Raw genomic sequence first — 15,956 nt, forward strand, 5'->3', positions numbered from 1 at the left:
GTTTTTTTTAATCTGCTCATCTTTTAGCTATGCTTTCTACCAAATTTTTTCGCCTTTTTATCATTTGTGTTTTTACCTGTTCTTCGTTTGCTGTTATTGCTCAAAACCAGCCTGAAGTTTGGCTTACCAAAGCCGATCGATCTGTTTTATTTGCCAAACAGGCAAGTAAATTAAGTTTTAATGTAGCTAAAAACAATCTGCCAACCATTACCGTAAACGACAAAGAAACCTATCAAACCATTGATGGTTTCGGTTATGCCTTAACAGGTGGAAGTGCGCAGCATATTGTTAAAATGTCGGCACAGGCCAGAGCGGCTTTATTAAAAGAGTTATTTGCTACTGATGGAAATAATATTGGGGTAAGCTACGTCAGACTAAGCATTGGCGCCTCTGATTTGAATGAAAAAGTATTTTCTTATAACGACCTTCCCGAAGGACAAACCGATTTAACACAGGCTAAATTTGATCTTGGCCCGGATAAAGTGGATGTGATTCCGGTAATGAAGGAAATCCTGGCCATAAATCCCAAGCTAAAAATTATGGGTTCGCCATGGTCTCCTCCCTTATGGATGAAAACCACCTACGATGCCCGGGGCGGGATGTTAAAACCCGAATATTACGATGCTTACGCCAAGTACTTTGTAAGGTATGTACAGGAAATGCAAAAGGAAGGTATTCCTATTGATGCGGTTACCGTTCAAAATGAGCCTTTACACCCAGGTAATAACCCCAGCTTGCTCATGGTTGCACCAGATCAGGCGTTTTTTGTAAAGAAATTTTTAGGTCCTGCTTTTGCCAAAGCCAATATTAAGACCAAAATTATTGTTTACGATCATAATGCCGATCGGCCAGATTACCCGATTAGCATTTTAGACGATCCGGAAGCCAAAAAATATATCGATGGATCCGCCTTTCACCTGTACGGAGGAAAGATAGAAGCTTTAACTGACGTACACAATGCCCATCCTGATAAGAACATTTACTTTTCTGAGCAAATGGTAGTAGAACAGCCAGATGCTGCGGATATTAAAATTGTTAATCCGGTTAGTCGTTTGGTTATCGGTGCTACCAGAAACTGGAGCAAAAATGTATTGGAGTGGAATCTGGCAGCCGATCCTGAAAACAAACCCTATACCGATAGGGGCGGCTGTTCGATGTGCCAGGGTGCAGTAACCATTGATAAAGATTCTTATAGCAGAAACCTGGCTTATTATTCCATTGCCCATGCTTCTAAGTTTGTACGGCCTGGCGCTGTTCGGGTAGCTACAAATTATTTAACCGATCTGCCAAATGTTGCCTTTAAAACACCTGGTGGCAAACATGTTTTAATCGTAGCCAATAGCGGCAAAAATGCCACTACGTTTAATATTAGCTTTAATGGCAAAACACTTGTCGCAACGCTCGATAAAGGATCTGTAGCCACTTATATCTGGTAATTATCTAAAACCTAACCTTATTTTTATGTCTTTCACAAAATCGATATTATACGTTTTTCTGCTCAGTACCATTTCGTTTACAGCGTTTTGCCAAGGGTTTTTAAAAGCCGATGGCAAAAAAATAGTCAACGCAAAAGGCGAGAATGTTTTACTCCGTGGTTTTGGTTTAGGCGGTTGGATGTTACAAGAGGGTTATATGCTCAAAATCAATAAAGAAGCACAACAATACCGCATCCGCGAGCGGATAGAAGAATTGATGGGGCAAAAACAGACTCAGGAGTTTTACGATGCCTGGCTGGCCAACCATATGCGTAAAATTGATGTCGATTCGATGAAACGCTGGGGCTTTAATTCCATCCGTTTGCCTATGCACTACAACTTATACACTTTGCCAACAGATAAAGAACCTGTTGCCGGCAAAAATACCTGGTTAGAGAAAGGTTTTGCCTTAACCGATAGCCTGTTATCCTGGTGTAAGGCCAATAAAATGTATTTAATTTTAGATTTACACGCTGCACCTGGTGGACAAGGAAACGATTTAAATATTGCCGACCGCGATCCATCAAAACCATACCTATGGGATAGTGAGGCCAATCAGGAGAAGACCATTGCACTCTGGAAAAAACTGGCCGAACGTTATAAAGATGAACCTTATATTGGCGCATACGATATTTTGAACGAACCTAACTACGGTTTCTCAAACCCTGATGAAGATAAAAATGGGACGAAAGAAAAAGTGAATGCACCTTTGAGAAAGTTAATGGTCGAAATTACCAAGGCTATCCGCGAAGTTGATCAAAAACATATTATTATTATCGAAGGCAATGGCTGGGGCAATAATTACAATGGCATTTTTCCACTGTGGGATAAAAACATGGTTTTGAGTTACCATAAATATTGGAATTATAACGATCAGGCGTCAATTGCACACATTATCAAGGCCAGGGATGAGCAGAATGTTCCGGTTTGGCTGGGCGAAACTGGTGAAAATTCTAATGTTTGGTTTACGGATGCCATCCACCTTTTAGAAAAAAACAATATCGGCTGGTCTTGGTGGCCATTGAAAAAGATAGGGGCGAATAATCCTATGGAGATTAAATCGAATCCCAATTATGATGCTTTGGTGAAGTACCTGAATAATGGTGGCAATAAACCCAAAGACAGCAATGTATACAGCGGTTTAATGGAGCTGGCTATTTATTCGAGATTAGAAAATACCATCATTCACAGAGATGTAATAGATGCCATGATCCGTCAGCCCTTTAGTAATGAAACCAAGCCGTTTAAGCCCAATTTAATTAAAGATAAAGGCATTGTGTATGCTGTAGATTACGATTTAGGTAAAAACGGCAAAGCTTATTTCGATACCGATACAGCCGATTACCATACCTCAACAGGAAAAAGAAGTGCAGGTAACCGTGGCCGGATTTACCGGAATGATGGGGTAGATATTGCAAAAGATTCTGCTCAGTACGAAAAGTATTATGTAAACCATATCGAAAAAGAAGAATGGTTGCAGTACACCGTAAATGTTTCGCAAAAAGGAAGCTACACTTTAAAAATAAATGCTGCGGCAGATAACGCTGGAGGTAGGATGACCATTATAATCGATGGCAAGGTGGTAGCTAAAGATATTGTGGTTCCAAATACCGGAGACAATAAGAAGTTTGCAACTTTTGAGGTTAAGAAGCTTGCTTTAAAAGCAGGTAAACAAAAGATTAAGATTTTAACAGCTGTTGGAGGTTATAATTTTGGTTATATTCAATTTGTAAAATAAAAACAAAACATCATCTTGAAAGGCGTAAAACGTATCCTGCTTATTTTGGGCGCAATTGCCATTGCGGTTGTTGTTCTTTCGAGATGCATGAATGTGGCCAGTCAATTGCCCGCAGATGCGAGGGGCGAGGCCTATACCGGAGCGGCTACCTGCGCGAAATGCCATAAAGATTTATCGCAATCTTATGCCCATAGTCCGCATGGTTTAACCTCTAAGCCTGTGGTAGATACAGCTTTGTTAAAGGTTTTTGCCCCTGATTCGAATCACTTTTTATACAACGAACATCAAAAAGTGGTGATTGAAAAAAGAGACAGCGGTATATTTCAGGTCGCTTATCAGGATGGCAAAGCTGTGCGTGCCGAAAAGTTTGACATGCAGTTTGGTTCAGGCGAAAAAGCCTATACTTATACCTATTGGCAAGGCAAAAAGATGTACGAACTGCCTTTATCTTACTTCGCTGCTATTAAGAATTGGGCCATCAGCCCTGGTTTTCCAAAAGAAAGCTTTTATTACGATCGGGCGATAACAAGCCGTTGTTTAGAGTGCCACGCATCTTATGTTGATATTAAAATCACACAAAAATCTACTTTTTCCAAAGATGAGGAAATGGAAAAGGGTGCTGTTATTTATGGGATAGATTGTGAACGTTGCCACGGACCAGGTAAACAGCATGTTGTTTTTCATATGGAAAACCCTGAAGAGAAGAATGCAAAATTTATCACATTGTATAAAACACTTACCCGAAAACAAAAGATGGATGTTTGCGCGGTTTGCCATTCGGGCAATACTTTGGTGGCACAGCGATCTGTTTTCGGTTTCCAGCCCGGCGACGATTTAGAGGCTTATTATTCGCAGGATTTTACAGGTTTCGGTGGTGGTAATATTGATGTGCACGGTAACCAAAGTGCCATGCTAAAGGGCAGTAATTGTTATCGGAAAAGTGAAACCATGACTTGCCAATCGTGCCACAATACACACGAAAATATTAAAGGGAACTTAAGCCTTTATTCGCAGCGCTGCATCAATTGCCACAAAAGTACCAGCCATAGCAAAGCCATTTTAGCAAAAGGATCGCTCAGTACCAATTGTATCGACTGCCATATGCCTAAAGAATCTTCAAAACTGATCACCTTTCAACAGGCGGGTAAAGATCATTTAAGCCCATACCGGTTACGCTCACACCATATTGCCATTTATCCCGTTATTAATAAGTAAACCCAAACTTGTATTAAGAAATTCCCCACTATCCGTTAATAGGACTTGGATTTCGTACATTTGGTTTCCACTTAAAAATTTAGATAGTAGCCGATATGCTCATAAAACACTACTTAACTTTATTCTTCCTCCTTTTTCTCTCCATCCCTATTTTTGCTCAAAAGAAATTTACCCTTAGCGGCACCATCCGCGATGCAGGTACAGGCGAAACTTTAATAGGCGCCACCATCCGGATTTCCGGGGCTTCTACCGCAGCAACCCTAACCAATAATTATGGTTATTTTGCTTTAACACAGTCTGAAGGTACCTACACTGTGGCCGTAAGTTATACAGGGTATGCCTCCATTGTTAAAACCATCAATCTAACAAAAGATACCAAGTTAAATGAGGAATTAAAGAGTGCAAACGATTTAGACGAAGTGACGGTAAGTGCCAACAACCGTAAAAACGAAAACGTTAAAAGTGCGCAGATGGGCCTGGAGCGGATCGATATGAAATCGCTTAATTCTATACCGGTATTACTAGGCGAAAAAGATATTTTAAAAACCATCCAGCTGTTGCCCGGCGTAAAATCAGGCGGCGAGGGGAACACAGGTTTCTATGTGCGCGGTGGTGCTGCCGATCAGAATTTAATAATTCTGGATGAAGCGGTGGTATACAATTCCTCTCACTTACTGGGCTTTTTCTCTACTTTTAATGCTGATGCGATTAAGGATGTAAGTTTATACAAAGGCGGTATGCCTGCACAGTATGGAGGCCGTTTATCATCGGTTTTAGACGTTAAAATGGACGATGGGAACAACAAGGAATTTAAATTTCAGGGTGGGATCGGGTTGATTGCTTCGCGTGTAAAAGCAGAAGGGCCGATTGTAAAAGACAGGGGTTCGTTTATGGTGAGTTTCCGTAGAACGTATATCGATCTGTTTTTAAGGGCTTCACCAGATTCATCTGTTAACGGCAGTACCTTAAATTTTTATGATATTAATGCCAAGGCGAATTATAAAATCAATGATAAAAATATCATTTATATTTCCGGCTATTTTGGCAAGGATAATATCGGTGTTAAAGACCTGTTCGAAAACAACTGGGGTAATGTAACCACCACCATCCGCTTAAACCATATTTTTAGCGACCGTTTGTTTTCGAATACCTCCTTAATTTACAACAACTATAATTATACCGTTCGCTTATTAAATGATGCGACCAACTTTAAAGCGACCTCGCTGGTTCGGGATTTTAACTTTAAAGAAGATTTTCAGTATTTCAGCAATAAACATACCCTTCGTTTTGGTATCAATGCCACACAGCACCGTATTTCGCCGATTGATATTGATAGCGATGAAGCATCGCAGGTAAATTCGCTTACGCAGGAAAGGCGTTATGGTATCGAATCAGCAGCTTACATTTCTGACGAGTGGGCTGTAAACGAACATTTAAACTTTTTATATGGTATGCGTTTGGCTGCTTTTTCTTTAATGGGGCCAGGTAATTTTAGTACATATGATGCCGATGGGAATACCCTGTCGACAGAAAATGTAGCCAAGGGAAAATTCCATAAAAACTACTTTAACCTGGAGCCACGTTTTTCGGTGAGTTATCTGTTTAACGAAGAAAATTCGATCAAGGCTTCTTATAACCGGAATACCCAGAACGTCCATATTTTAACCAACGCTACTTCCAGCTCGCCAACCGATCAGTATGTGTTGAGCAGTACCAATATTAAACCCGAAATAGCCGATCAGGTGGCTTTGGGGTATTTCAAAAACATTCAGGATAACAATTATGAACTCTCGGGAGAGATTTATTATAAGTGGCTTCAGAATCAGATCGACTATAAAAATGCGGCCGAATTATTGGCTAACTCCAATGTAGAATCAGAACTTTTATACGGAGTAGGCAGGGCTTATGGATTGGAGCTGTTTTTTAAGAAGAAATTTGGCAAGCTGAACGGCTGGGTGGGTTATACCTTATCGCGTACTGAACGTAAATTTACTGAACTTAATGATGGTAAATATTTTCCGGCACGGCAAGATCGCACGCATGATATTTCGTTAGTTGGCATTTACAACATGACCAGGCGGTGGACTTTTTCTTCGAGTTTTATTTACAGCACAGGTAATGCCGTTACTTATCCGGCAGGGAAATATAATATTGGTGGCCAGGCTGCTTATTATTATACGCAAAGAAATGCAGGCAGAATGCCTTATAATATGCGTTGGGATGTAAGTGCAACTTTAGAGGGGAAACCTGGTAAGAAATACCAGTCGAGCTGGAATTTCGGGATTTATAATTTATTGGCTAGAAAAAATCCCTACTCTATTGAGTTTATTACAGATCCGAACGATCCGAGTAAAACTGCCGCTCAGCAGACTTCACTTTTCGGTCTTATTCCATCAATTACCTGGAACTTTAAATTTTAAAAGCATGAAAAAACTGATTATATACCTTTCGCTGTTCACTTTCTGTTTTACAGGTTGCAAGAAAATTATTCAAATTGAAACCGAAAATGCCGATCCTCAACTGGTAATTGAAGGTGTAATTAACGATTCGCTGATCGATCAGCAGATTAAGATCAGCAAAACCATCGGTTATACCGAAGCCAATATTTTTCCGAAAGTTTCGGGAGCAAGCGTAACTGTAACCGATAATAAGGGGAATACTTATGTTTTTAAAGAAGGTACAACACCAGGAACCTATATCAATAAAATGAAGGGCGTGCCGGGTGTTACCTATAATTTAAATGTTACTGCCGAAGGACAAACTTACACCGCCAGTTCGAAAATGCCCAATATGGTTAAAATGGATTCGATAGGGGTGATTAAAAACTTTTTCTTTGGCCGCGAACGTAAAACTGCTGCTGTATTTTTAAAAGATCCTGCTAACGAAACCAATTTTTATCATTTTAACCTTTATGTAAATGATATTTTATCGGAACGTTTCTACGTAAATAACGATCGTTTAACAAATGGAAACGACTTAAGGATCCAGTTGTTTTTTAAACCACCAACTAACGACCACGACAGTGATGAGTTGAATTCGAACGACAAGATTAAAATAGAAATGGAGTGTATCGATTCGAATATTTTCGATTATTGGTATGCTTTAAGTCAGCAATCGAACCGGGGGCCAAATCAGGGTACAACTCCCGCCAACCCAACTTCTAATATCTCTAACCAGGCATTGGGCTATTTTAGTGCCAATACTTACCAGGTGTTATCAGCAACTGTGAAATAGTACCCATAAGTCAATTCGTATTATCCAAAACACCTTAGAATTTTTAGTGTTAAATAAAACATGAAAGTATTTATAAGCGGCAACATTGCTTCAGTTGGCATAAAAGAACTGGAAGAAAACAATATTTCGATTACCCAATGGAAAGAAAACCGACAGATTACAGCCGAAGAACTGATTGAAGCCTGCCAGGATCAGGATGCCTTGATCAGCGTTGGGCCAAATAAAATTAATGCCCAATTTTTAAAGGCTTGTAGCCATTTAAAGGTTATTGCTCTACATTCTGTAGGTTACGATCAGGTAGATGTAGCTGCCGCCAAAAAGTTTAATATTCCTATCGGAAATACACCTGGTGTTTTGAGCAGCGCAACTGCCGATACCGCTTTTTTATTAATGCTTGCCGTATCACGAAAGGCCTTTTTTTCGCACAAAAAAATCATTAAAGGCGAATGGAAAAACTATGAGCCATCACCCGAACTCGGAATTGAGGTAAATAGCAAAACCCTCGGCATTTTTGGCTTAGGGAAAATAGGATTGGAGATGGCCAAAAAATGTAAGGCAGCCTACCAGATGAAGGTAATTTATCACAACAGATCGCGTAACGAAGAAGCTGAAAGAGAAATCGGAGCCAAATATGTTTCGTTTGAAGAACTTTTGGCACAAAGTGATGTGTTATCAGTACACACTGCGCTAACGCCCGAAACGAAGGGTAAATTTACACTTGATGTTTTTAAGCAGATGAAACCCAATTCGATTTTCATTAATACCGCCAGAGGTGGTATCCATAATGAAAAGGATTTGATAAAAGCTTTAGAGGAGAAAATGATATGGGGAGCAGGTTTGGATGTAACCAATCCGGAGCCAATGGATAAAAATAATCCCTTGTTAGCTATGGAAAACGTAGCTGTTTTACCACATATCGGCTCCGCTACCGAAGAAACCAGGGCGGCCATGGCACAGATTATCGTTAAAAATGTTTTGGCTGGTTTAAAAGGAGAGAAGCTGCCGTTTGAGGTGATGTAAGATAAATGAGAGTGGTAGTTTGCAATTACGACCTTTCCTACTGCAATCTTAATGATATGTTGTTAAAGACCCTTTATAATCGAAAATAAAAAATATTTGCCCCTTGATAGGCTATCCATTGGCAGGCTCCAAAAGAAAGTCGTCATCTCGACCGAAGCAACGCGGAGCGGAGAGATCTTTTAATATAGTCCAAAAGATCTCTCCTCCGAAGGAGTTCCTTTGGAACACTACGGTCGAGATGACGATTCCTTGCAAAACCTGTCATCCAGTTTGCAATCCCATTTTCCTCATTTCTTATTTAACAAGATACTTAAACACTGATCTTCCTAAATTTCCGTTAGCATCTATACCTTCAATAATTACTTTATACTGGCCTTTGCCATCTGCATTGTAATATTCGAAAGAAGTATTACCTGTAGCATCGGTTACCACTTTAGGGTTCCAGTAAATGGTAGTTCTTAAATCATTGCGGTTCATGCTTGCAGGAACATCGTATTTTGGAGAATAGAACTGTTTTTCTTTGTTGTAACCCTGTGGTGAGAAAGTAAGTTCGTAGTATTTGGGTAGCATATCCATCAGCTGTGCTTTCGAAATTTTAGTGCCTTTAGGTGCTTTCTTTTGGTTGAATACAATCACCCCATTTACATTGTTTGCACGGTTTACCAGTCCCAGCTCATCTCTTAAGAACACCTCAACCGATTCGATCTGGTTGGCATCAAGTGTATTGATCTGGTTTACATCCACGTTCATTCCATTGATAAAGATACCCATCGGAATTTTTTTGCCCTGGTTATAATCTCTGCTCACGTAGAAATTGTTATCTGCAAAAGTAACACCAGCCAACATGCCCTGTAAACAGTTGATTAAAAGCCCACAGCCTTTTAAACGATCTCCACTTATTTCATGGTCGGCCATTTGGCTTAGTCCGCTCAGTGCAGGATAATCCTTATGACTTACTTTTGGAACAACTGCGGCTTTAATGTTTACATCTTTTAAAGTATGTAAATAAGCGTATTGCCTTTTGCTGTTATCTAAGTAATTGGTTAAAGCACTATCTATATTTAAAACTTCTTCAGCAGCGCTAAAGTTTCTGGTTAGTGTAGGTACTGGTGCACCATTTAAGCTTAAGGTCATGTTTTTGTAGTTTACATTGTACTTAGCGGTAATGGTCACTTTAGAGGAGTCGTTAAATATCAGGTTTTGGAATTTAAAATTCCCTACAGGATCTGTGGTACTTTCTAAATTAAAACGTTTATCAGGTATGGTTAATAATAAGGCTCCTTTTCTAACTGGTATACCATTGTTCTGACGTAAAACACCCGAAATTTCGATGCCTTGTTCTGGTAAGAAATCAATTTTAGGTAATTTATTGGCAATAATATCAGTGTATTTGAAACTGCGGTAGCCCTGGGTAAGTAACAATACATCTAAATCTGCGTTTTTCTTCGCGTCGGGTGCATTAAAGTAATAATTTGCTTTTTCGATATAACCCTTAACATCGCTGCTTAATAATAGCCCCGTTAATATAGTACTGGTTGCGTCCTCACTTGATGGAACCTTCGATTCATCTACAACCGCTACCGAGAAGCTACCTTCTACAGGGGCGCCGTCTTTTTTAGCCGCCACATTTATTTTAACCTTTTTCTTGATTCCGTAAGTAGTTGCGGCACTGGTTAAAGTTACGGCCATGGTATTTTTATGCTGAACAAAAACCAAGCGTTCGCTTAATGGTTTACCAAATTCATTAAATAAGGTAAATTGTGCAATTCCATTCGGGAATTTAGATTTAAGTATGGTTGTATTGTATTCTTTGTTTGATAATGCAGTTTGTGCACCATAGCAGATCACGCCTTTGCTCTGCGCAATTAAATAAAGCTTTTTGCCTTGGTTTTGCTCAAAGAAAGCATCATTTGCTGCAATTTTTATGGCCACATTATCAGCGCTGCTATTATCTATATTTATGGCTACACCATTTGCGGCAACTGCAGGCAAATTATAATTTTGAGTAGTGCCATCAGCATAAGTAACTGCCGCTTTGTAGGTTTTTCCAGCTTCAGCCAATAAGTTGAAACTGCCCATTCCTAAATGCTGAGCAGTAAAAGCAGCTACTGTTTTGCCATCATTATCGGTTACCGTACCTTTTGAGCTAATGCCCAAACCATCACTTTTAATGGCTTTAAAGGCTACCTTGTTGGTTAAGCCGGCAATTAAACTCCCACCCTCAGGAAAAAATTGAAAATCTTTGCTTACAATAGCATTTTTAAGTTGAAAGCTACTGCTTGCCACATCTTTATCAGTTGTATTAATGCTGGTAATCAGTTCGCCTTTTTGTAATTGATATTCTGCCTTTTGTGCATTGCTCATGGCTATTGTTAAAAAGCCATTGGCATCGGTTGTGCCCCTTCCTTTAGCAATAACGGTATAACTCGTAACCACTTGCCAGCTTACATTTTTATTGGCATATGGTTTATTATTGGCATCTTTAAATTGTACGCGTGCGTCAATTTTTTCTAACTTATCGGTAGACGTATTTTTATAGGTGATATGGGTTTTTACTTCTTTATCAATGGCTTCCCCTACATAAAAAGTTTTGTTAAAATAAGCAGGATCTTCATTGTTTAGCATCCATAAAGTATAAGCCCTGATATGGTAGTTACCTTGTTTATAATTAATCTGATCTAAGGGGAAACTACCGTAAGCAAAACCACCGGTAATGGGTAGTTTTAAAGTCTGGATAAGCGAATCTTTCTGATTGATCACATCAACATAAATGATCTTACTAATTGCAGATAAGAAATTCTGATTTTCGGTAACATAAGCTTTAAACCAAACCGTATCGGCAACAGCGTAATAGGGTTTGTCGAAATGAAGATAAATTTTTTCAGCAGGATAATCACTCAACACCTTATTCGTTTTGGCAATGATACTGTTTATGCTAATGGTATCGGTTTGTGCCGACGAAGAAAAACTTAGTGTTGATAGAAGTGACAGTATGATAAACGATAATCTAAAAATCTTCATGGAATGGATATTAAATGCTAAGCCCGTAAATATATCCAATTATAAATAGAGCACATAAAATGTGATGATGTTTAACATTTTTTTACAAAAGATTTAAGTTCATAGGTCATTAGTTCACTGTTCATTGATTCATTTCCCCACATACCGTCCTCCTGAACTTGTTTCAGGATCTAATATGTGGGTACTTTTAGGGTTAACTGATTAATCGTTTAAATCGGTTAATTGTCTCAAAATCCCAGGCTGGTTCGATGCACGTAGGTTCATTCTGTGCGATACATGGGGAGGCGCAATCGCAATATGTTCTAAAACAAAACAAGCCGCTAAATAGCGGCCTGTTTTAAATTATGATGTTGTTTGCCTGTTATTTAAGCTCGATTAAGAATTCTTCTTTAGGTGAACGTACCTTTTTAAGGTTTACCAACCAATCGCCGGCTTCATCCCTGTGTCCTAATGGCAATAGCGTAACACTTTTTAAGCCTTTTTTATCTAAACCTAAAAGTTCATCTAAAGCAGGGCCATTAAAACCTTCCATTGGGGTAGCATCTACTTTTAACAAAGCTGCTTCTGCAATGGCGATACCGAAACCAATATAAGCCTGACGGGCTGCATGGTTAAAGTTTTCTTCAGCAGTTCTGGATAATACCATGCCTTTTAACTGCGCTTTGTAAGCATCGGTTCCGCTTTCAGGTAAGCCACGCTCCGCATTCATTCTGCTAAAAACAGCATCAATACCTTCTTCTGTGTAGTTTTCGTTGGCTGCGAAAATCAATAGGTGGGAAGAATCGATAACCTGCGATTGGTTATAGGCAATCGGTGCAATTTTCTCTTTTAATTCCTGGTTGGTTACCACAATTACTTTAAATGGCTGTAAGCCAGAGGATGTTGGCGCCAGGTGTGCTGCAGCAATAATTTTATCAACCTTTTCTTGTTCAACAGGTTGACCATTCATTTTCTTAACGGCATAACGCCAGTTTAGGGCATCTATTAAGCTCATATTTTTGAAGATTTTTTTTAAATTTTATGAAGCAAATATGGAGATAAGGAATAAATCTATTGTTGATGTATGGTAAGAAAATTTTTTGCCTGGTCTCGGTTGGCTAAAGCCAACGGTAAAGCGGGGTTTTCCTTAGCCGTTAACTTCAGTCAACGGAATAAGATGTGAAATGGATTTAGGAAATGATTGGCTTGTGGTTCTTGGTAGCTTCAGTCCCGCTTTCGCTTATAGTCCTCGCTGCGCTCCGGGCTATTCCGCTCTATCGGGTTTAGGAACAAGGGTTTGTGCACCTTGCAACCCCAAAAATGAAAACTGTTTTGGCCACCTAGCCCCGGTTGAAGCGTTACCTGCAGCAACGAGGCACGAGGAAACGAAGCGTAAAAGCGGAAAACGGGAAGAAACTTATTGTTTTGACAGGCCTTGCGCTCCAGATGAAAATTTTTTGCTTGGTCCCGGTTGGCTAAAGCCGACGGTAAAGCGGGGTTTTCTTAGCCGTTGACTTCAGTCAACGGTAATATTAAGGCACAAACCTCAAATCGCTGCGTACCGGAAAGTGATCGGATAACTTGGCCTGGGTAATTTTATAGTTTAATACCTCAAGATCCTTAGAAGTAGCAATATAATCGATCTGGAAATTAGGGAATTTACCATTGTAGGTTTTTCCAAAACCGTTACCCTTTTTAATAAAACTATTGTTTAATCCGGCGGTGATCTGAGTAACCACATAAGAAGCCGGGGTATCGTTAAAATCGCCGGCAATAAGGTAAGGGGTTTTACAGGTTGCCATTTCCTTTTTCATAATATCTACCTGACCGCTACGTTTCAAAAAGGCACTTTTCAGCATCCTTAAAATCCGTTTAGATGGCTGCAGTTCGGTATTCATTTCCTTTACCTTATCTAAGTATTCGTAATCCTGTTTTTCGAAAGAGATAGATTGAAAGTGTACGTTATAAACCCGTAAGGTTTTTCCTTTAATGTTTAAATCGGTATAAATGCTCATGTTGCCGGGGAAACCTTCAACAAAAGGGATTTTACCAGAATCCTTAATCGGGAATTTAGAAAATATGGCTAAGCCAGTAGCTTCGTAATCGTTTTTATTGGTGGGTACGAAATAGTAATATTTTGTATTTAACAATGCTTTTAAGCTATCAACCGTATCAAAAGCGCCTTTGTAACGGGTAAAAAATTCCTGGAAACAGATGATATCGGGATTTTGATCTTTTACCACCTGAAGCATTTTTTCTTTTACCGATTCGGTATTGTCTTCGCCGTATAGTTTAAAGCTATGTACATTGTAGGTCATCATCCGGATGCTATTGTCTGCTTTTTCGGTACCACCTTCATCGCCACCAATGGCAAAGGTTGCTTTTAAAGTTTTAGCACCAAGTGCAATAACCAGAACGGTAGCAATTGCAAAAATCCATTTTTTGCTTAAAAGCCACCAGACCAAGAAGATAATATTAATGAACAGGACAAAGGGATAGGCGAGACCGAAAAAAGCAATAATGGCATGTTTTCTTGGATCCATATTTCCGGCAAGAACCCCCAATAGCAAAGCAATTGCCAATGCAACGGCAATGGGCAAAAGGAGTTTATCCACTAAACTATACTTCTTTTTTTTTGTGGCCATTAATCTTTACTTGCCTTAAACAGTTTTTCTTTTTCTACTGCTGTTAATTTATCGTATCCTGAGGTTGATATTTTATCTAAAATGGCATCTATTTCCTGTTGGGAAACACCGCCTTTAAATTCGGGTTTTTTAACTGGTTTCTCATTCCGGACTACCTTTAGTTTTGGTTTTCGTTCGAACAGCTTGCTCCAATCTCTTCCGCTCTGCAAACTTTTAATAAAAGTGAAACCTAAAAGTGCACCACCGATATGGGCTAAACTTCCACCTGCATTTACCGATCCGATGGCAATAAAATCGAGGATGAAATAGACAATGGCAATCCATTTAATTTTAACCTCGCCAAAGAAAAGCAGCATGATGGTGTAATTCGGTACCAGTGTTGCTGCGGCAAAAATAATGGCCATCACAGCGGCAGATGCCCCCACAATGGTTACGCCTGCTAATCCACTGGCATAAAGTGGAAATACATTTAACGCGGCAACAGCAAATATACCTCCAAATAGCCCCCCAGCCAGGTATACAAAGTGAAATTGACGGCTTTTTAGGAAATTCATGAATATATTGCCGAACCAGAATAAGCCCAGCATGTTAAACAGGATATGAAGAATCCCGTCATGAATAAACATATAGGTAAACAGGGTATAAAAGCGTTCGGGCAGTTTCGAAATATTTGCTGGCAACGCTAAATAATCGCTTACGAATATATCAATAATATCACCTTGGCCACTTAGCTTGCTAATTACCCCGATAACAGCGATAATTAAAAATAGCATTGCATTAATCCCGATGTAAAAGAACAATGGGTTGCCCGATTGAAAAACCTTGTATTTTAAATCTTTGAAAGTATTATTCATAAAGCGTATAAAATGTATCGTTTTTGTCTTTCCATATTTTAACAAGTATAAAGCCGATTAGAGCACCCCCAAGGTGAGCATAATGGGCTATAGAATCGCCTTCAAACTGGGCAACACCCAAAGATAACTCTACTAAAATATAAATGGGTATAATATATTTTGCTTTCACCGGAACAGGAATAAACATAATCAGTAATTCGGCATTTGGATAAAGCATACCAAAAGCAACCAATAAACCAAAAATAGCACCAGAAGCACCAACCATACCGCCAAAATAGATGCTTCGTAGTGTAACCGCCTGTGCCATCGATAGTTGGTTTGTGTTGAATTCCCCCTGAAATAATGCGGCAAGGTTTATTTTTCCGTTATTAGTGGCACTACCTATAATCTGGTGTACTTCGTAAGCCTGTACGGCCCATTGCAATGCAAGCGCACCTAGTCCGGTAATAAAATAAAAGATAATAAACTTTTTGCCTCCCCATCTTGATTCTAATAAACTTCCAAAAGAATACAATGCAAACATGTTAAAAAAGATGTGCGCTATCCCGCCATGCATAAACATGTAGCTAATCGGCTGCCATATCTCAAACTTCGGAGAATCAAAATAATATACCGCTAGCCGATCATCGAGGTGAAGAGTGGTTAGTAGGTAGCTGGCCACGAAAAATAAGACGTTAATAATCAGCAGGTTTTTTACTACTGGTGGAATATATATGTTATTCATTTAATTCTAAAAATCGGTTAATTGTTTAAACTGGTTAATCAGTTAATCGGC

Annotated in this window: 11 protein-coding genes; 6 read left to right on the forward strand and 5 right to left on the reverse strand. The window is 39.3% G+C overall.

The window, feature by feature from the left end; all coding sequences use genetic code 11:
* Positions 1–29 precede the first annotated feature (29 nt).
* The 6 genes from AC1RJ8_RS12140 (at position 30) to AC1RJ8_RS12165 (ending at position 8,682) form a co-directional block, all read left to right on the forward strand.
* Positions 30–1,436 carry a glycoside hydrolase family 30 protein gene (locus AC1RJ8_RS12140; protein WP_492954120.1) on the forward strand — a complete coding sequence of 469 codons (1,407 nt, stop codon included), beginning with the start codon at positions 30–32 and terminating at the stop codon, positions 1,434–1,436.
* 25 nt (positions 1,437–1,461) lie between these two features.
* Complete coding sequence (locus tag AC1RJ8_RS12145; RefSeq protein WP_492954119.1) at positions 1,462–3,213, forward strand: cellulase family glycosylhydrolase; 1,752 nt, start codon at positions 1,462–1,464, stop codon at positions 3,211–3,213.
* A 15-nt stretch (positions 3,214–3,228) separates the two neighbouring features.
* Complete coding sequence (locus AC1RJ8_RS12150; RefSeq protein ID WP_492954118.1) at positions 3,229–4,428, forward strand: multiheme c-type cytochrome; 1,200 nt, start codon at positions 3,229–3,231, stop codon at positions 4,426–4,428.
* 95 nt (positions 4,429–4,523) lie between these two features.
* Complete coding sequence (locus AC1RJ8_RS12155) at positions 4,524–6,848, forward strand: TonB-dependent receptor (protein WP_492954117.1); 2,325 nt, start codon at positions 4,524–4,526, stop codon at positions 6,846–6,848.
* A gap of 4 nt (positions 6,849–6,852) precedes the next feature.
* On the forward strand, positions 6,853–7,662 hold the full coding sequence (locus AC1RJ8_RS12160) for a DUF4249 domain-containing protein (protein ID WP_492954116.1): 810 nt from the start codon (positions 6,853–6,855) through the stop codon (positions 7,660–7,662).
* A gap of 60 nt (positions 7,663–7,722) precedes the next feature.
* Complete coding sequence (locus AC1RJ8_RS12165; protein ID WP_492954115.1) at positions 7,723–8,682, forward strand: 2-hydroxyacid dehydrogenase; 960 nt, start codon at positions 7,723–7,725, stop codon at positions 8,680–8,682.
* A 294-nt stretch (positions 8,683–8,976) separates the two neighbouring features.
* Here AC1RJ8_RS12165 and AC1RJ8_RS12170 read toward each other — a convergent pair whose 3' ends face one another.
* The 5 genes from AC1RJ8_RS12170 to AC1RJ8_RS12190 form a co-directional block, all read right to left on the reverse strand.
* Positions 8,977–11,703 (reverse strand): carboxypeptidase regulatory-like domain-containing protein, encoded by a 2,727-nt coding sequence (locus AC1RJ8_RS12170; protein ID WP_492954114.1) that lies wholly within the window; start codon positions 11,701–11,703, stop codon positions 8,977–8,979.
* Between the two features lie 361 nt (positions 11,704–12,064).
* Entirely contained in the window at positions 12,065–12,697 is a 633-nt protein-coding gene (locus tag AC1RJ8_RS12175) for a nitroreductase family protein (RefSeq protein ID WP_492954113.1), read from the reverse strand.
* A 517-nt stretch (positions 12,698–13,214) separates the two neighbouring features.
* Positions 13,215–14,327, reverse strand: a complete 1,113-nt coding sequence (locus tag AC1RJ8_RS12180; protein ID WP_492954112.1) for an endonuclease/exonuclease/phosphatase family protein — start codon at positions 14,325–14,327, stop codon at positions 13,215–13,217.
* On the reverse strand, positions 14,327–15,181 hold the full coding sequence (locus AC1RJ8_RS12185; protein ID WP_492954111.1) for a rhomboid family intramembrane serine protease: 855 nt from the start codon (positions 15,179–15,181) through the stop codon (positions 14,327–14,329). Before AC1RJ8_RS12185 ends, AC1RJ8_RS12180 begins: the two co-directional genes overlap by 1 nt.
* Entirely contained in the window at positions 15,174–15,905 is a 732-nt protein-coding gene (locus AC1RJ8_RS12190) for a rhomboid family intramembrane serine protease (protein WP_492954110.1), read from the reverse strand. The genes AC1RJ8_RS12185 and AC1RJ8_RS12190 overlap by 8 nt, the downstream gene beginning before the upstream one ends.
* Positions 15,906–15,956: the final 51 nt, after the last annotated feature.

It is taken from the genome of Pedobacter sp. GW822-FHT03F06 (assembly GCF_058801365.1).